Source organism: Streptomyces sp. NPDC006872 (genome assembly GCF_040635845.1).
In the GTDB taxonomy this organism is placed as follows: Bacteria; Actinomycetota; Actinomycetes; order Streptomycetales; family Streptomycetaceae; genus Streptomyces.
Window position 1 is genome coordinate 23,023 of sequence record NZ_JBEYIL010000024.1, and the last position, 17,084, is coordinate 40,106.

The following is a 17,084-nucleotide window of genomic DNA, read 5'->3' on the forward strand; positions in this document are numbered from 1 at the left end:
CGGAGTGGTGAATCTGCTCGGTGACGGTCATGCCCACCGAGTACGGCAGCCAGCTGCCGCGCTTGACGAGCCAGGCGGTGAACTCGTGGCGCCGCCGCCGGAGTTCCTCCGTCGATCAGGCCGCCGCCGGGACCAATTCACCGGCCCACGTACGCTGCGGGAGCATAAGCATTTGCGTGGTCTGGGAAGAAGGACGGGGCGGAATGATTGGGACGGTCTTCAGAAGCGACGACGTTTCTGCGGAGCACAGGTTCGACTACTGGCGGGAGTTGACCCTCCGGGCGATCGCGCCGAGCGACATGAGCAGCGAGCACGCCGCCGATTTCTGGGCTCGACAGCGACTGCTGGAACTGGGGCCGGTTCTGGTGTGGCCGACGTCGCACCTGTCGACGCGATTCAGGCGCACCGAGAAGATGGTGCGGCAGTCCGACCCCGAGATGTATCACCTTTCGCTGGTGCTCGGTGGAGGGCTGAGCCTCGACCACGCAGGGCGGTCCGACGGGTACGGCCCGCGCGACATTTGGGTGAGTGACACCGCGCGGCCGTACGACGTGCGCCCCCTGGTCGGCAGCAGCCGCCATCACGTGATCACGGGGGTGGGCGTGGACTTCCCCAAGGTGCTGCTGCCCCTGCCCCCCGACCGGGTCCGGGAGTTACTGGGGAGACGGCTGTCCGGGCGGGAAGGCATGGGCGCCCTCCTGACGGGGTTCCTCACCGGCCTGGACCGGGAGTCCGACTCCCTGGAGCCGTCCGACGCGCCACGCCTGGGCACGGTTCTGCTCGACCTGCTGTCCGCCTGGTTCGCGCAGGCACTGGAGGCGGAGGACGCCCTCCCGCCGGAGACCCGCCAGCGGGCCCTGGCCATGCGCATACAGGCGTTCATCCGCCAGAACCTGCACGACCCGGCACTGACGCCGCCCGTGATAGCGGCCGCGCATCACATCTCTGTGAGTTACCTGCACCGGCTCTTCCAGAAGCACTCCACCGGGGAAACGGTCGCGGCCCGGATCCGCAGCCAGCGCATCGAGGGCGCCCACCGTGATCTGGCGGACCCCGCGCTGAATTCCACCCCCATCCACACCATCGCCGCCCGCTGGGGGATCCTGCGCGCCTCGGACTTCACCCGCGCCTTCCGCGGCGCGTACGGGCTCTCGCCCAACGAGTACCGCGTACAGGCGCAGTCCGCGCGCGAGCCGGAATAGGGCCGGCATGGAGCCGGCGTAGACGCAGTACCAACACACCTGTGGACTCGCTGTTAACGACAGCCTCGGCAGTCGCCCCGCATTGTGATCCGCGGGGGTGATCGTAATGGCGGGTTTACCGGGATGACATGTGGGCCGCGCAGGCATCGGAGCCTGGCTTCACATGTTTTCGTGCTGCTCGCGCGGCATCTGGAGGTCGATCTTTCATTGACCTTTCGGTGACCTTTCCATTGTCTTTCGGCTGTCTTTCGGCTGCCTTTTGACTTCCCTTCGAATCTCGCACGAACCGCTTTTCATCGCTGCCCGACCCGCACTTTTCTCCTGCCCGTATACAGCAATCAGGGGACACGAATGCGCTTACGCACGAAGAAAGACGACCCGAACAAGGACGACCCGAAGAAGAACGCGGGCTCCCGGAGACGGAGAGCCCGGAGAACGGCCGCGGTCACCGCTCTGGTGACCCTCGGTCTCGGCGCGCTCGGCACTGCTCCGGCCCAGGCCGACGCACCGACCACCGGGAGACAACTGGACTACCGGGGACACCGGTTCACCGTGCCGAGCTCCTGGGAGGTGGTCGACCTCGCGAAGACCCCGAATGCCTGCGTGCGATTCGACCGGCACACGGTGTACCTCGGCCACCCCGGCGCCGACCAGGACTGCCCCAGCCACCTCGTGGGACGCACCGAGGCCCTGCTCATCGAGCCGGCCGACAACCCGGCCGACCGGCGGGGCACCGTGGCCGAGCCCCTCGAGCGCGAGTACCGCGCCAAGGCGGCCAAGGTGAGCGTCACGGCGACGTACAGCACGGACCCGGCGCTCGTCCGGAACATCCTGAGCGGAGCCGAGATCCCGGCCACCGCTCCCCGCACCCAGGAATCCGCTCAGGCCGGGGCGTCCTCGCCGTCCTCCCCGCTTCTCACCGCGCAGGCCGACGCCCTGCCGGCGACCGCCACCAACTTCACCGGCAAGGGCTTCGACGCCTGTGCCGCCCCCTCCGCCGCCGCCATGAGCGCCTGGCAGACCAGCTCGCCCTACAGCGCGGTCGGGATCTACATCGGCGGCTCGCAGCGCGCCTGCAGCCAGCCCAACCTCACGGCGAGCTGGGTACAGCAACAGGCCGACGACGGATGGCGGTTCATCCCGATCTACGTCGGCACGCAGGCCTCGGGCATCACCTCGCCCGCCAACCAGGGCATCAGCGCCGCGAACGCCGCCATCAGCGACGCCGTCGCGCTCGGGTTCAGCCCCGGTTCGACGCTCTACTACGACATGGAGGCGTATTCCTCGTCGCTCAGCTCCAAGGTGCTGGCCTTCGAGTCCGCCTGGACCGAGCAACTCCACTCCCGGGGCTACCACTCCGGGATCTACAGCAGCAGCGCCTCCGGCATCAAGGACCTGGTCGACAACTACAACGGCTACACCATGCCGGACGTGATCTTCGACGCGCTCTGGAACGGCGTCGCGGACACCGCCGATCCGGTGGTGCCGAGCTCGCGCTGGAGCAACCACCAGCGGATCCACCAGTACTCGGGCGGCCACAGTGAGACCTGGGGCGGCGTCACGATCAACATCGACCAGGACTACCTGGACGTCCAGATCTCCACGGCCGCCGCTCCGCACGGCCGGGTGTGGGACCGGTCCCGGCCGGACGGCGGCCCCTGGGACACCAACGCCGAACTGATCGACACCAACGACGCGATCAACTCGGTCTCCGCGTCCGCACTGCCCAACGGCACGGTCCACGTCCAGAGCCTCGTCGGCGGTGAGATCTGGGACCGCACCCGCGCTGCCAACGGCACCTGGAGCAACGCGACGAAGATCGACGCCCACGGCGCCATCACGGACATCGCCTCCGCCGCACTGCCCGACGGCACCCTCCATGTCCAGGCCGTCGTGAACGGCGAGATCTGGGACCGCACGCGGGCCGCCAACGGCACGTGGAGCAACTCCACCCAGATCGATGCGGGCGGTGCCGTCACCGATGTCGCCTCCGCCGCCCTCCCCAACGGGACCCTGCATGTGCAGGCCCTGGTCAACGGGGAGATCTGGGACCGCACGCGGGCCGCCAACGGCACCTGGGGCGGCAGCACGATGATCGACGGCAATGGCAGCATCAAGGACGTGGCTGCTGCTGCTCTGCCCGACGGGACCCTGCACGTGCAGGCCCTGGTGGGGGGCGAGGTCTGGGACCGTACCCGTTCCGAGGGCGGGTCCTGGGGCAACTCCGCCAAGATCGACGCCGGCGGCGCGGTGAAGCAGATCTCCTCGGCCGGCCTGCCCAACGGCGACCTCCATGTCGAAGCCGTCGTCAACGGCGACGTCTGGGACCGCGTCCGCAAGGGCACCACCGGCAACTGGTCCGTCAGCAGCCTGGTCGACGACAACGGCGCCATCTTCGGCACCTACGCCGCCGCCACCCCTGACGGCACCCTCCACGTCGGCACCAACGCCTGACCGACGTCTCTCACCTCACCTCGCTGCACCTCATTCGCCAACTCCCTTAGGAGAACTGTGTCCTTCACCATGTTCAAACACCGCGGCAGAGCCGCCGCCGTCGGCATGGCCGTCGTGGCGGCGAGCCTCCTGGGAGCCGCCCAGACCGCCGGGGCGGCCCCCGCGGGGGGCGTGTCCGCCGCCGCGGACGCCGACCACGGCAGCAGCGGACAGGGCCCGGTCACACCGGTGGCCGGCAGCGCCTCCGACAGCCGCGCCGCGGCCGTGGCCTCCCCGGCCATCACCCGCGACGAGGTCATACGCCGGGCCAAGAGCTGGGTCGGGATCGGCCTCGACTACAACCAGTCCGGCTACTACCAGGGCTGGCGCACCGACTGCTCCGGCTATGTCTCGATGGCCTGGAACCTGGGCTCGTCCCTCACCACCAACACGTTCATCCCGGAGGACGTGGCGGAGTGGAGCACCAAGGACAGCCTGAAGACGGGTGACGTCCTGCTGAACGAGGCCAGCGGCAGCAGCGGGCACGTCGCCCTCTTCTCCTCGTGGACGGACTCCACCCACACGGAGTACATGGGCTACGAGTTCACCGGTTCCGGGGTCCACTACCGCCCGATCCCGTACCCGTACTTCTCGGGGTACGGAACCTTCAAGCCCGCGCGGCTGAAGAGCATCGTCGGTGAGACGAGTCGGCCCGCCGGGCGGGTCTGGGACCGCTCGCGTCCGGACGGCGGCCCCTGGGACGCCACCGCCGACCTGATCGACGCCGGCGGGGCCGTCAACGCGGTCTCGGCGGCCGGTCTTCCCAACGGCACCCTGCACGTCCAGGCCCTGGTCAACGGGGAGATCTGGGACCGTACGCGTGCCGCGGGCGGCACCTGGGGCGCCTCGTCGAAGATCGACGCCAACGGCAACATCAGTGATGTCGCCTCCGCCGCCCTGCCCGACGGCACCCTGCACGTCCAGGCGTTGGTGAACGGCGAGATCTGGGACCGCACCCGCGCTGCCAACGGCACCTGGGGCAATTCCACGAAGATCGACGCGGGCGGCGCCATCACGGACATCGCGTCCACCGCGCTGGCCGACGGGACCCTGCACGTGCAGGCGGTCGTGAACGGTGAGATCTGGAACCGTACGCGGGCCGCCAACGGCACCTGGGGCGGCAGCTCCCGCATCGACGCGGGCGGCGCCATCACGGACCTCTCCTCGGCCGCCGGGGCGGACGGGACCCTGCATGTGCAGGCGCTGGTGAACGGCGAGATCTGGGACCGATCTCGCGCCGCCAGCGGTGCCTGGGGCGGCGCCACGAAGATCGACGCCGGCGGCGCGGTGAAGCAGCTTTCCTCCGTCGGCCTGCCCAACGGCGACATCCACGTCCAGGCCGTCGTCAACGGCGACGTCTGGGACCGGGTCCTCAAGGGCACCACCGGCAACTGGTCCGTCAGCAGCCTGATCGACGACAACGGCGCGATCTTCGACACCTATGCCGCCGCCACCCCTAACGGCACGCTCCACGTCGGCACCAACGCCTGACGGTACGTCAACTCTCTAGCACCGTCAGGTTCTTGAACCACCACCCCGGTGCCCGGCACCGCCCGGGCACCGGGGTTTCCCATGTCCTTCTCACCATCCTGGAGGCCTTCAGTGTCCACCCGCAGACTCACCGCCGCTCTCCTGGTGTCGGCCGCTGTCATGGTCCTGACCACCGCGCCGGCGAGCCCGGCGCAGGCCGCTTCGGTCGCCACCTGGGACAAGGTCGCCGAGTGCGAGAGCGGCGGCAACTGGAGCATCAACACCGGCAACGGCTATTACGGCGGGCTGCAGTTCAGCCTCAGCACCTGGAACGCATACGGGGGCGACGCCTACGCGACCTATCCGCACCTGGCGACCAAGAAGGAGCAGATACTGACCGGCGAGAAGGTCCTCGCGGGGCAGGGCGAGGGTGCCTGGCCGTCGTGCGGGCCGCTGGCCGGGCTGGGCAGCGACCACGCCGACCCGTACCCGCCCGCCGCTCCGCAGGGCGGCCGGGTGTGGGACCGGACGCGACCCGACGGCGGCCCGTGGGACGCCACCGCCGACCTGATCGACGAGGGCGGCGCCGTCAACAGCGTCTCCGCGGCCGGTCTGCCCAACGGCACGGTCCATGTCCAGACCCTGGCAGGCGGCCAGGTCTTCGACCGCACCCGCGCCGCGGGCGGCGGCTGGGGCAACGCGACGAAGATCGACGGCAACGGCAACATCACCGACGTCGCCTCCGCCGCCCTGCCCGACGGCACCCTCCACGTCCAGGTCGTCGTGAACGGCGAGATCTGGGATCGTACCCGCGCCGCGGGCGGCACCTGGGGCGCCTCGTCGAAGATCGACGCGGGCGGCGCCGTCACCGATGTCGCCTCCGCCGCCCTCCCCAACGGGACCCTGCATGTGCAGGCGCTGGTCAACGGGGAGATCTGGGACCGTACCCGGGCCGCCAACGGCACCTGGGGGGCCTCGTCGAAGATCGACGGCAACGGCAGCATCAAGGACGTGGCCTCCGCTGCTCTGCCAGACGGCACCCTGCACGTCCAGGCCCTCGTCGGCGGCGAGGTCTGGGACCGTACCCGTTCCGAGGGCGGGGCCTGGGGCAACTCCGCCAAGATCGACGCCGGCGGCGCGGTGAAGCAGATCTCCTCGGCCGGCCTGCCCAACGGCGACCTCCATGTCGAAGCCGTCGTCAACGGCGACGTCTGGGACCGCGTCCGCAAGGGCACCACCGGCAACTGGTCCGTCAGCAGCCTGGTCGACGACAACGGCGCCATCTTCGGCACCTACGCCGCCGCCACCCCTGACGGCACCCTCCACGTCGGCACCAACGCCTGAGTCATGACGCCGACGGCTCGTAGCCCGACCGTGTGACGTGCCGTGCCGAAATCGGGGGCACAGCGTGCCGGTCGGACTCGCCCTCGGCGCAGGGTGCTTTCGTCTGGAGGCCGGGTGTGCCACGGCTCCTGTGTCTGTCCCGGCGGCCGGCCGGACCCCGGCCTCCCTCATACGCGTCGCCCGTTCCTGCGGCGTGCCGTCCGAAACGCCCAAGGAGAGATCGTGGTGGCAGCGAAAGTCGAGAATCGCGGGACGACGTCCGCGCAGCTTCTCAGGGGCCAGAAGGCGCTGGTGACCGGTGCCAACTCGGGCATCGGTCTGGCGACCGCCATTGCCCTGGGGCGGGCCGGGGCGGACGTCGTGGTGAACTACGTCGTCGGTGCGCACGAGGCGGACAACGTTGTGAAGGAGATCGAGGGCTTCGGGGTCCGCGCCTACGCCCATGAGGCCGACGTGTCCGACGAGGACCAGGTGATCGCCATGGTCGCGCGGATGGTCGAGGAGTTCGGCACCGTCGACATCATGGTGGCCAACGCGGGCCTCCAGCGGGACGCGCCCCTGACGGAGATGACGCTCGCCCAGTGGCAGAAGGTCATCGACGTCAACCTGACCGGTCAGTTCCTGTGCGCGCGCGAGGCCGCCAAGGAGTTCATCCGGCGCGGTGTGGTGGAAGAGGTCTCCCGGTCGGCGGGGAAGATCATCTGCATGAGTTCGGTCCACCAGATCGTCCCGTGGTCGGGGCACGTGAACTACGCCTCCTCCAAGGGCGGTGTGGGCATGATGATGCAGACCCTCGCCCAGGAGCTGGCCCCCCATCGGATCAGGGTCAACGCGGTGGCGCCCGGCGCCATCCGCACGCCGATCAACCGCGACGCCTGGTCCACCCCCGAGGCCGAGACCGAGCTGCTGCGCCTGATCCCGTACCGCCGGGTGGGCGACCCGGACGACATCGCCGACGCCGTCGTCGCCATGGCCTCCGACCTGCTCGACTACGTCGTCGGCACCACCCTCTACGTCGACGGCGGAATGACGCTGTTTCCCGGCTTCGCCACCGGGGGCTGATCTCCGATGCAGGATCACGTCACGCCCCGCCGGGTGGTGATCCTCGGCGGGGGGTTCGCCGGGCTGTTCGCCGCCCGCGCCCTGCGGAAGTCGCCGGTCGCGGTGACCGTGGTCGACCGCCGCGCCCACCACCTCTTCCAACCGCTGCTGTACCAGTGCGCCTCCGGAATCCTGTCCGAGGGGCAGATCGCCCGACCGCTGCGCGGGGTCCTGCGGCACCACCACAACGTGCGCTGCGTGCTCGCCGAGGCCACCGACGTGGATGCCGGGGCCCGGCTGGTCCACGCCCGGCGACCCGACGGCGGAGCCCTCGCGCTGCCGTATGACGATCTGATCGTCGCGGTGGGCATGAGCCAGTCCTACTTCGGGCACGACGAGTTCGCCGCGCACGCCCCCGGAATGAAGACCCTGGACGACGCGCTGGACATCCGCCGACGGATCTACCGGGCGTTCGAGATGGCCGAAACGGCCGCGGACGACCGGGAACGGCACCAGTGGCTCACCTTCGCACTCGTCGGCGGCGGCCCGACGGGTGTCGAACTCGCCGGACAGATCCGGGAGATCGCCGGCCACACGCTCGAACGGGAGTTCCGGAAGATCGATTCCGCCAACGCTCGGGTGCTGCTCTTCGAGGGATCCGACGCGGTGCTGGGCGCGTTCGGCCCGCCGCTCGCCGCCCGTGCGGCCCGGACCCTGCAGAGCCTCGGTGTGGAGCTCCACCTGGGCAAGGTGGTCACCGACATCGACGAGCACGGCCTGACGGTACGAGACAAGGGCGGGGCGACGACCCGGTTCGACGCCCGCACCGTGCTGTGGACGGCGGGCGTCGAGGCACCGCCGATCGCAGCCGCGCTGGCCCGGGCGACCGGTGCCGAACAGGACCGGGCCGGACGCATCCTCGTCGAACCCGACCTCACCCTCCCCGGCCATCCGGAGATCCGCGTCACGGGCGACGTGATGAGCCTGAACCGGCTGCCGGGACTGGCCGAGGTCGCCATGCAGTCGGGTGCGTACGCGGGCCGGAGTGTGCGACACCAGGTCGAAGTCAGGACGAAGAAGCCGAAGCCCTTCACGTACGTGGATCTCGGCAGCGCCGCCTACATCGCCCGCGGCCGGGCCGTCGTCAAGGTCGGGCCGCTGCATCTGTCGGGCTTGACCGGCTGGCTCGCCTGGCTCTTCATCCACCTGGCCTTCCTCACCGGCTTCCGCAGCAGGCTGGGAGCGGTGCTCAGCTGGTCCGTCGCCTTCGCCACCGGCTCGCGCCGCGAACGCGCCTTCACCCTGCCCGATACGAGGCGCACATGATCAGCACCGCAGTCCTTCTGGCGAACAGCACCCCGGCCCAACTCCTGCCGGCCCGTGAGCTGATGGCCTTCACCCTGGCCTCGCACATCCTGCTGGTCCCGTTCGGCGTGGCACTGCCGTTCATCACTCTGCTGATGCACCACCGGGGGCTGCGCCGCAACGACCCCGTGGCCCTCACCCTCGCCCGCCGCTGGTCGGCGGTGATGGCCGTCCAGTTCGCCATCGGCATCATCACCGGCACCGTGCTGTCCTTCGAGTTCGGCCTGCTGTGGCCCGGCCTGATGGGCCGCTGGGGTGATGTGTTCGGCCTCGGGTTCGGCATCGAGGCCTGGGCGTTCTTCCTGGAGGCCATCCTGATCGCGATCTACCTCTACGGCTGGCGCCGCCTCAAACCCTGGACCCACTTCTGGCTCGCCGTACCGCTGCCGCTGGCCGCCCTGATGGGATCGTTCGGCATCATCGCGGCCAACTCCTGGATGAACACCCCGCAAGGGTTCCGCCTGGACGCCCAGGGCGATCCGGTCGACGTCAATGTGCAGCAGGCGATCTTCACACCGATGTTCGGCCCGGAGTACTGGCACTTCGTGGTCGCGATGCTCCTGACCGCCGGCTACGTCGTCGCGGGTGTGTACGCGGTCGGCTGGCTGCGCGGACGCCGCGACCGCTACCACCGGCTCGGCTTCACCGTCCCGTTCACAGTCGCCTCGATCCTCACACCGGTCCAGTTCATGCTCGGCGACTCCGCCGCTCGCGCCGTCTTCCACAAGCAGCCGATCAAGTTCGCCGCCACGGAGATCGTCTGGAAGACCGACACCCATGTGCCCGAGTACATGTTCGGACGACTGAACAGTGACGGCACGATCTCCGGCGGACTCAAGATCCCCCAGCTGGACTCGATCCTCGCCGGCTTCAAACCGAGCACCCAGGTGACCGGGCTGACGTCGGTGCCGGCCGCCGACCGCCCCACCGTCGTCCAGGCCACCATCGCCCACTGGGCCTTCGACATCATGGTCACCGTCGGCAGCCTGCTGATCCTGCTCGCGCTCTGGTACGCCTGGTCCTGGTGGCGACACCGGGACAACCCCGGCGGCCGCTGGTTCTATCGCTGCGCCGCGATCGCGGGAGTCGCCTGCCTGGTCACCGTGGAGTGCGGCTGGATCACCACGGAGGTCGGCCGCCAGCCCTGGATCGTCTACCAGCACATGAGGGTCTCGGAGGCGGTGACCAGCACGAGCGCCGGATCGCTGTGGGCGATGCTCGGCATCGTCATCGTCGTGTACGTGGCCGTTTTCGGCGCGTTCCTCGCGGTCGTCCTGAAGATGCGCATCCGCTGGCGCGTCGCCGACGAGGGCTTGGCCGCCCCGCGCGGCGAACTGCCCCCGGAGACCGACACCCCGTACGGGCCCAGAAGCGAGCCCGAGCCCGCAGCCGCCCGGGCCGCGCCCGGCGGCGGGTCCGACCACACCCCTGGCGGTGCGTCGTAGTGGCCGCATTCATCGCATGGGTACTGGTGCTCGCGATCGCCGCCTACGCCTGCGCCGGAGGCACCGACTACGGCGCGGGCCTCTGGGACCTCCTGGCCGGCGGCGCGGAGCGCGGCAAACGGCCCCGCTGGCTCATCGACCACGCCATGGCACCGGTCTGGGAGGTCAACAACGTCTGGTTGATCTTCGTTCTGGTCATCATGTGGACCGGCTTCCCGACGATGTTCCAGGCCGTCTTCTCCGCGATGTGGCTGCCGCTCGCCCTCGCCGCCGTCGGCCTGGTGCTCCGCGGCGCCGGGTTCGCCCTGCGCAAGCCGTCCCGCCGACTGGCCCAACGACGGGTCTACGGCGCGATGTTCGCCGTCGCGTCCCTGGTGACGCCGTTCTTCCTCGGGACGGTGCTCGGCGGCATCGCCTCCGGCCGGGTCAAGGTCGGCACGACCGCCTCCGCGGATGCCTGGGCCAATGGAACCTCCGTCCTCGTGGGATTGCTGGCCATCGCGGCCACCGCCTTCCTCGGGGCGGTCTTCCTCTGCTCCGACGCCCTGCGGTTCGGCGCGCACGATCTCGTCGACTACTTCCGCGCACGGGCGCTGATCGCCTTCGGCGCCGTCGTGGTCCTTGCGCTCATCGGCCTGCCCGTCACCCACAACGACGCCCGGTACGTCTGGGACGGCCTCACCGGGGGCCTGGGCCTGCTGCTGATCGTCCTGGCCGCCGTCTGCGGTATGGCCACGGTGCTGCTTCTGCTGCGCCGGTCCCACGGCTGGTCCCGCTACACCTCGGTGGCGAGCGTCGCCCTGACCGTCGGCGCCTGGGGCTTCGCGCAGCGGCCCTATGCGCTGCCCACCTCGCTGACGGTGGCCGAAGCGGCCGGCGCGTCCCACACCCTGCGCTGGCTGGTGATCGTCACGGTCGTCGCGATCGTGCTGGTCGGTCCGGCGCTGGTGCTGCTCTACCGGCTCGACATGATGGGTGAGCTGGAGGAGCTCACCGACGCCGACACCCGGGCCGCCAGAACGCCGGGGGACAACGTGTAGCGAGGCGCTCGTCAGTTCAGCCGGTCGGCGATGTGGTCGCCGACCCGCAGGGCGTTGGCGATGGCGGTCAGGGACGGGTTCACGGCGCCGATGCTGGGGAAGAAGCTGGTGTCCACGACGTAGAGGTTGTCGAGGTCGTGGGCCTTGCAGTTGACGTCGAGGGCCGAACTCCTCGGGTCGTCGCCGAACCGCACGGTGCCGGCCTGGTGCGCGGTGGCGCCGATCGGCATGCCCTTGTGCAGATAGATGCTGTGATCCAGCAGGTGGTGCTCGTGCATGCCCAGGTGCCCGAGCATCCCTCGCAGCTTGTGCTGCAGGCGCTTCAGCCCGGCGATGTTGTTCTTCTCGTCGAGGGCAAGGTGGATGGCGTCGTCCTTGTCGAGGGTGACCCGGCTCTCGGCCAGCGGGAGGTCCTCTCCGCACAGCCAGAAGTCGACGGCATGGTGCGCCAGTACCTCGAAGGGCATGTCGGGCGTGACGGCACCGGCCCAGCGCGGCGCCTCGCCGTGGATCTGGTCGGCGTCCGACTTGCCGAGCATCTGGATGCCGCCGAGCGGATACTCCCAGTCGTCCGCGCCCAGGTACCAGTCGTTCAGCGCCAGGGTCTTCTGGAACCTGGTCGGGTTCGGTTCCTTCGACACCGCCATGAGCGCGAGGTTGTTGTGACGCATGTAGTGGCGTCCCACCACGTCCGAGCTGTTGGCCAGGCCGCCGGGGTGCTTGTCGTTGGCCGAACGCAGCAGCAGGACGGCGGAGTTGACCGCACCGGCCGCGACCACCACGATGTCGGCGCTGAATGCCTCGGTCACTCCGTTCCTGAGCTCGGCGACGACCCTGGTGACGGTGCGTCCGGTCGGGTCGGTCTCCAGGCGGCGCACATGGGCGTTGGTCACCATCGTGACGTTGTCGTACTTGAGCGCCGGGTCGACGCAGATCACCTGTGCGTCGGACTTCGCGCCCACCAGGCAGGGGAAGCCGTCGACCCGGTCGCAGCGGATGCAGACGCTGTCATGGGTGGCCCGGCCGTTCTCGTCCTGGGTGAGGTTCACGCCGATGGGCAGGTGGAAGGGGTGCAGACCGGCCTTGCCCAGATCGTCGCTGAGCTGCTGGATGCGCGCCTCGTGCTCGACCGGCGGGTAGGCGTACTGCGCGCTGGTCGGCCCTCCGGTGGGGTCCTCGCCGTGCCGACCGTGCACCAGGTAGAGGTGCTCGGCCTGGGTGTAGTACGGCTCCAGGTCCTCGTAGCGGATCGGCCAGGCCGGTGAGACGCCGTCGTGGTGGCGCAGTTCGCCGAAGTCCTCGGGCCGGAGCCGGAAGAGCGCGGCGCCGTAGAACTTGGTGTTGCCCCCGACGTAGTAGTTGACCTCCGGGGGGAACTGGTTGCCGTGCTTGTCGTACCAGAACTCGGGAGCACGGTACTTGCCCTTGACGAAGACGGCGGTGGAGTCCCAGTTGTCCCGCTCCCGCGGCAGGTAGCCGCCGCGCTCCAGGATCAGGATCCGCTTGCCGGTGGGGGCGAGCCGGTGCGCGAGCGTACCGCCGCCCGCTCCCGTACCGATGACGATGACGTCGTAGCGCTGATCGTCGGCCATGAGAGGGTCCCGTTCTAGGAGTCATGCAATCGGGTCACAGGACGGCTGTCGGGTTGACCGGCGAGCCGGTGGCGTCCGGCAGCCTCAGCGGGGCGATCACACAGAGGAACGACCAGCGTCCCTCCGCCTCGCAGACCGGTGCCAGGTCCTCGAACTGCAGGTAGTCCAGCAGATGAAGGCCCATGGCGTGGACCGCCAGCACATGCACGGGGAAGTCGACGCCCTCGGTGGAGCTCGGGGCTGTGTCGTTGTTCCCGTCGCCGCCGAGCACGGCGACCCGCCGGTCCGCCAGGAACTCCAGCGCGGACGGATGGAGCCCCGCGCGCGCGTCCGCCGCGTGCCACGCGCCCAGTTCGGCGCGGCGTCGGCGATGGCCGACCCGGACGAACAGGAGGTCGCCCTCGGTCACGCGGACACGCTGTGCCGTCTCGGCCGCGGTGAGGTCGTCGGCGCTGACGTGATCACCCGGTTCGAGCCAGGGCACGCCGCGCAGCCGAGGGATGTCCAGCAGCACGCCGCGTCCGACGATCCCGTCGCGCGCCGCCTCGATGGAGAGCGCCGTGGCCCCGCCCGCCGTGACGCTGCTCGCGGACACGCCGCCGTGCAGTGTGCCGTCGTAGATCACATGGCAGAGGGCGTCGATGTGGCTGTCGGCGTCGCCGTGCACGTTCATCGCGAAGCTGTCCCTCGCGAAGTGGAGCCCGCCCGGGGCGTCTGCGTCCGGCTGCCCGCTCATCCGGTGCCGCGCGGGCTCCGGATTGTCCGGGCCGGGCAGCGTTTCCACCGGCGCCGCGAGCGTGACCGTCCGGCCGGTCCGCACCTCGCGGGTGGCGGCCAGCACCCGGGCGGGAGTGAGTGCGTCCAATGCGCCCCGGTCACCCGCGGCCCAGGCGGCGCGCGAGCGCAGCCGCCGGTACAGCACGCCGAACTCGTCCTCGGTCAGCGGCGGCGGTCCTGCCGGACGGGCATGCGTGACCATGGGTCAGCGCCCGCTCTCCGCGTCGAGCGCCTCGTCGAGGGTGGTGGCCGCCATGATGAGCGACAGATGGGTGAACGCCTGGGGGAAGTTGCCCAGTTGCTCCCCGCTCGGACCGATCTCCTCGGCGAAGAGCCCGACGTGGTTGGCGTGGGTCTGCATCTTCTCGAAGGTGTAGCGGGCCTGGGGCAGCCGCCCCGCCCGGGCCAGCGCGTCGACGTAGAGGAAGGTGCACAGACTGAACGTGCCCTCCGAACCGCGCAGCCCGTCCGGCGATGTGGCAGGGTCGTAGCGGTAGACGAGGCTGTCGGAGACGAGCTTGCGGTCCATGGCGTCGAGCGTGGAGAGCCAGGCCGGGTCCTTCGGGGCGATGAATTGGACCCTGGGCATGAGCAGCAGGGAAGCGTCCAGGACATCACCGCCGTAGTGCTGGACGAAGGCGCCCTCCTGCTCGCTCCAGCCGCGTTCCATCACCTGCTCGAGGACGGCGTCCCTGGCGCTGCGCCACTTCTCCAGGTCGGCGGGCCTGCGGAAGTGCTCGGCCAGGCGCAGCCCGTGGTCGAAGGCGACCCAGCACATCACGCGGCTGTACGTGAAGTCCTGGCGGCCGCCGCGGGTCTCCCAGATGCCCTCGTCCGGCCGGTCCCAGTGGTCGGCGAGCCAGTCCAGCGTCCCGGCCATCGTCTTCCATCCCCGGTACGTGGTCTGCTGCGCGATCCCGAGGCCCTGGGACACCGCGTAGAGGGCCTCGCCGTAGATGTCCAGCTGGAGCTGGTCGGCGGCGCCGTTGCCGATGCGGACGGGGGAGGAGCCGCGGTAGCCCTCGAAGTGTTCGAGTGTCTCCTCCGGCAGGTCGGGGTTGCCGTCGATCCGGTACATCGTCTGGAGCGGCTCTTCCTCCTTGCCTTCGCGCTCGTGCAGTCTGTCGACGAGCCAGTGGACGAAGGCAGTGGCCTCCTCGACGAAGCCGAGGTCCAGCATGGCCCGCACGGACAGCGCGCCGTCGCGTACCCAGGTGAACCGGTAGTCCCAGTTGCGCTCGCCGCCGACCTGCTCGGGCAGGCCCATGGTGGCCGCCGCGATCAGCGCGCCGGTGGGGGCGTAGGTGAGGAGCTTGAGGGTGATGACCGAGCGGTGCACCAGCTCGGGCCAGCGGCCCCGGTAGCGGGACTGGTGCAACCAGGTCTGCCAGAAGCGGCTGGTGTCATCGACCTGTGCGGTGAGCCCGTCGACCGTGAGGGGTGCGGGTGCCTCGCCGCCGGACGCGCAGACGGTGAACACGGCGCCGCCGGCTTCGCCGGCGCTCAGCGTCACCCTGCCGCGTACGTCCTGGCCGTCCCGCTCCAGGGGGAAGGAGGTCTGCAGATGCGCGTCCATCCCCGGGGACCGGAACAGGCCGGTGTTCTCGCCGAGCTCCAGCCGGTGCTCGGCCCGGCCGTAGTCGAAGCGCGGCCGGCACTCGAGCGTGAAGTCGACGGTTCCCCGCACACAACGCACGACGCGTATCAGGGTGTGACGGTCGGTGGCGGTGTGGGGCCGGTCCGGAGGCATGCAGTCGACGACCTCGCCCACTCCGTCCGGCGACATGAACCGGGTCACCAGAATGGCCGTGTCGGGGTAGTAGAGCTGCTTGCAGGTCGCGTCGGGGTGCTCGGTGGACAGTCGCATGTACCCGCCGCGGTCGTGATCGAGCAGCGCGGCGAAAATACTGGGAGAGTCGAACCGGGGAGCGGCGAACCAGTCCACGACACCCTGCGACGAGACGAGCGCGGCGGTCTGCAGGTCGCCCACCAGGCCGTGTTCGGCGATGGGAGGGTAGCGGTCCATGGCTGCTCCGAGTTCTCGGACAAGAGCCCCCTACGTCCACTATCGGCCACTCGGGTGGCCCTTGCGCGTCGGAAGCGGTCCACGATCGGTCGCTCACCGCAACCGGTGACGACGGTCCGGCGGCCGACGGACCGGGAACTCTTCCGCCGCAACGGTGACCTGCCACAGGCCCGTCGCAGCCGAGGGCCTCGGCCGGGCGACCGAAGCGACCGGGGCGCCGGAGCCGAGCACCGCATCCGGCTTGCCGACCCCCGCCCATCGGGCGTTACTGGCCGCATGGAGATGATCCACGTCCGGCTGGTGAGCCCCCCTGATCTCACCCCCCGGGCGGTCGGGCTGCTGACCGACGACCGCTATGTCTTCAACCTGGTCGTCCTCGCCGAACTGGCGCACAACCCCGACGGCGACGCGATCGAGTGCGACATCCTGGCGGGCGCGGCCAACACCGTGCTGCGCGGTCTGCGTGAACTGGAACTCGACCGTCGCGGATCCATCGTCATCGAGCCGGTCGAGATGGCCTTCTCCGGTACCGCGGCCGCGGCGGAGCAGCAGCAACTCGGGGCGCTTGCGCACGCGCCGGTCTGGGAGGAGGTCGAAGCACGCATTCGAGCCGAGGGCACCTATCTGCCGAGCTTCTACATCTACCTGGTCATCGCAGGCGTCATCGGGGCGGTGGGAATCATCACCAACTCCCAGATCCTGATCGTCGCGGCGATGGTCGTAGGACCGGAGTACGGCGCCATCACCAGCATTGCGCTGGGCATCGACCGCGGCAACGGCACCAGGATCCGGCAGGGCCTGTTCGCCCTGACCGTGGGATTCCTGCTGGCCGTCCTGGTGACCTTCCTGTTCTCGTGGGCGATCCGGGGTCTCGACTTTCAACCCAGGGCATTCGACCTGGGCTTCAGACCGGTCTCCACGCTGATCGACGCCCCCAACTTCTTCTCCGTGGTCGTCGCGGTGCTGGCCGGCATCGTCGGGATCATGTCCCTGACCCAGGCCAGGACGAGCGCGCTGCTCGGCGTCTTCATCTCCGTCACCACCATCCCGGCCGCCGCCGACATCGGCGTCTCCTGCGCGTTCTCCAGCTGGCACGAGGCGCGTGGATCCCTGATCCAGCTCCTGCTCAACATCGTGCTGCTGATCCTGGTGGGCGTGCTGATGCTCAGATTCCAACGGGCTGTCTGGCGGAGCATCGGCCGTCGCAGCAGGCGCACGGGCAGCGGGTGACGCCGCGACCCCCGTCCGTGAGACGGCACGAGCGCCCGTGCGTCGACCGCCGCCCGCTC

Annotated in this window: 12 protein-coding genes; 9 read left to right on the top strand and 3 right to left on the bottom strand. The window is 69.9% G+C overall.

Annotated features, from left to right (window positions below; translation table 11 throughout):
• The first annotated feature begins 203 nt into the window (after positions 1 to 203).
• The 8 genes from ABZ725_RS45370 (at position 204) to ABZ725_RS45405 (ending at position 11,400) form a co-directional block, all read left to right on the top strand.
• Entirely contained in the window at positions 204 to 1,202 is a 999-nt protein-coding gene (locus ABZ725_RS45370) for a helix-turn-helix domain-containing protein (protein WP_358808226.1), read from the top strand.
• Positions 1,203 to 1,553: 351 nt separating this feature from the next.
• Positions 1,554 to 3,656: a glycoside hydrolase domain-containing protein gene (locus tag ABZ725_RS45375; RefSeq protein ID WP_358808227.1), complete on the top strand. Its 2,103-nt coding sequence runs from the start codon at positions 1,554 to 1,556 to the stop codon at positions 3,654 to 3,656.
• A gap of 57 nt (positions 3,657 to 3,713) precedes the next feature.
• Positions 3,714 to 5,186, top strand: coding sequence for a hypothetical protein (locus tag ABZ725_RS45380; RefSeq protein WP_358808228.1), 1,473 nt, complete (start codon positions 3,714 to 3,716; stop codon positions 5,184 to 5,186).
• A 111-nt stretch (positions 5,187 to 5,297) separates the two neighbouring features.
• A complete protein-coding gene (locus tag ABZ725_RS45385) occupies positions 5,298 to 6,509 on the top strand; it encodes a transglycosylase family protein (protein ID WP_358808229.1) in 1,212 nt (403 codons plus the stop codon).
• Positions 6,510 to 6,734: 225 nt separating this feature from the next.
• Entirely contained in the window at positions 6,735 to 7,571 is an 837-nt protein-coding gene (locus tag ABZ725_RS45390) for an SDR family oxidoreductase (protein ID WP_358808230.1), read from the top strand.
• A gap of 6 nt (positions 7,572 to 7,577) precedes the next feature.
• Positions 7,578 to 8,876, top strand: a complete 1,299-nt coding sequence (locus ABZ725_RS45395) for an NAD(P)/FAD-dependent oxidoreductase (protein WP_358808231.1) — start codon at positions 7,578 to 7,580, stop codon at positions 8,874 to 8,876.
• On the top strand, positions 8,873 to 10,360 hold the full coding sequence (locus ABZ725_RS45400) for a cytochrome ubiquinol oxidase subunit I (RefSeq protein ID WP_358808232.1): 1,488 nt from the start codon (positions 8,873 to 8,875) through the stop codon (positions 10,358 to 10,360). Before ABZ725_RS45395 ends, ABZ725_RS45400 begins: the two co-directional genes overlap by 4 nt.
• Positions 10,360 to 11,400 (top strand): cytochrome d ubiquinol oxidase subunit II, encoded by a 1,041-nt coding sequence (locus ABZ725_RS45405; protein ID WP_358808233.1) that lies wholly within the window; start codon positions 10,360 to 10,362, stop codon positions 11,398 to 11,400. The genes ABZ725_RS45400 and ABZ725_RS45405 overlap by 1 nt, the downstream gene beginning before the upstream one ends.
• A gap of 11 nt (positions 11,401 to 11,411) precedes the next feature.
• Here ABZ725_RS45405 and ABZ725_RS45410 read toward each other — a convergent pair whose 3' ends face one another.
• From ABZ725_RS45410 to ABZ725_RS45420, 3 genes are read right to left on the bottom strand one after another with little or no spacing between them, the layout of a single operon-like run.
• The gene (locus tag ABZ725_RS45410; protein ID WP_358808234.1) at positions 11,412 to 12,992 is read right to left on the bottom strand and encodes a GMC family oxidoreductase; all 1,581 of its coding nucleotides are present in this window, start codon (positions 12,990 to 12,992) and stop codon (positions 11,412 to 11,414) included.
• A 34-nt stretch (positions 12,993 to 13,026) separates the two neighbouring features.
• Positions 13,027 to 13,971 (bottom strand): cyclase family protein, encoded by a 945-nt coding sequence (locus ABZ725_RS45415; RefSeq protein ID WP_358808235.1) that lies wholly within the window; start codon positions 13,969 to 13,971, stop codon positions 13,027 to 13,029.
• Positions 13,972 to 13,974: 3 nt separating this feature from the next.
• Positions 13,975 to 15,795, bottom strand: a complete 1,821-nt coding sequence (locus ABZ725_RS45420; protein WP_358808236.1) for a glycoside hydrolase family 15 protein — start codon at positions 15,793 to 15,795, stop codon at positions 13,975 to 13,977.
• Positions 15,796 to 16,071: 276 nt separating this feature from the next.
• On the opposite strand from ABZ725_RS45420, the gene ABZ725_RS45425 reads away from it, so the two are divergent.
• Entirely contained in the window at positions 16,072 to 17,025 is a 954-nt protein-coding gene (locus ABZ725_RS45425) for a DUF389 domain-containing protein (protein WP_358808237.1), read from the top strand.
• Positions 17,026 to 17,084 lie beyond the last annotated feature (59 nt).

Excerpts from the sequence above, each read along its gene's own strand:
- ABZ725_RS45370 (WP_358808226.1), top strand. The coding sequence starts at position 204 with ATGATTGGGACGGTCTTCAGAAGCGACGACGTTTCTGCGGAGCACAGG.
- ABZ725_RS45375 (WP_358808227.1), top strand. The coding sequence starts at position 1,554 with ATGCGCTTACGCACGAAGAAAGACGACCCGAACAAGGACGACCCGAAG.
- ABZ725_RS45395 (WP_358808231.1), top strand. The coding sequence starts at position 7,578 with ATGCAGGATCACGTCACGCCCCGCCGGGTGGTGATCCTCGGCGGGGGG.
- ABZ725_RS45400 (WP_358808232.1), top strand. The coding sequence starts at position 8,873 with ATGATCAGCACCGCAGTCCTTCTGGCGAACAGCACCCCGGCCCAACTC.
- ABZ725_RS45410 (WP_358808234.1), bottom strand. The coding sequence starts at position 12,992 with ATGGCCGACGATCAGCGCTACGACGTCATCGTCATCGGTACGGGAGCG.
- ABZ725_RS45415 (WP_358808235.1), bottom strand. The coding sequence starts at position 13,971 with ATGGTCACGCATGCCCGTCCGGCAGGACCGCCGCCGCTGACCGAGGAC.
- ABZ725_RS45420 (WP_358808236.1), bottom strand. The coding sequence starts at position 15,795 with ATGGACCGCTACCCTCCCATCGCCGAACACGGCCTGGTGGGCGACCTG.
- ABZ725_RS45425 (WP_358808237.1), top strand. The coding sequence starts at position 16,072 with ATGGAGATGATCCACGTCCGGCTGGTGAGCCCCCCTGATCTCACCCCC.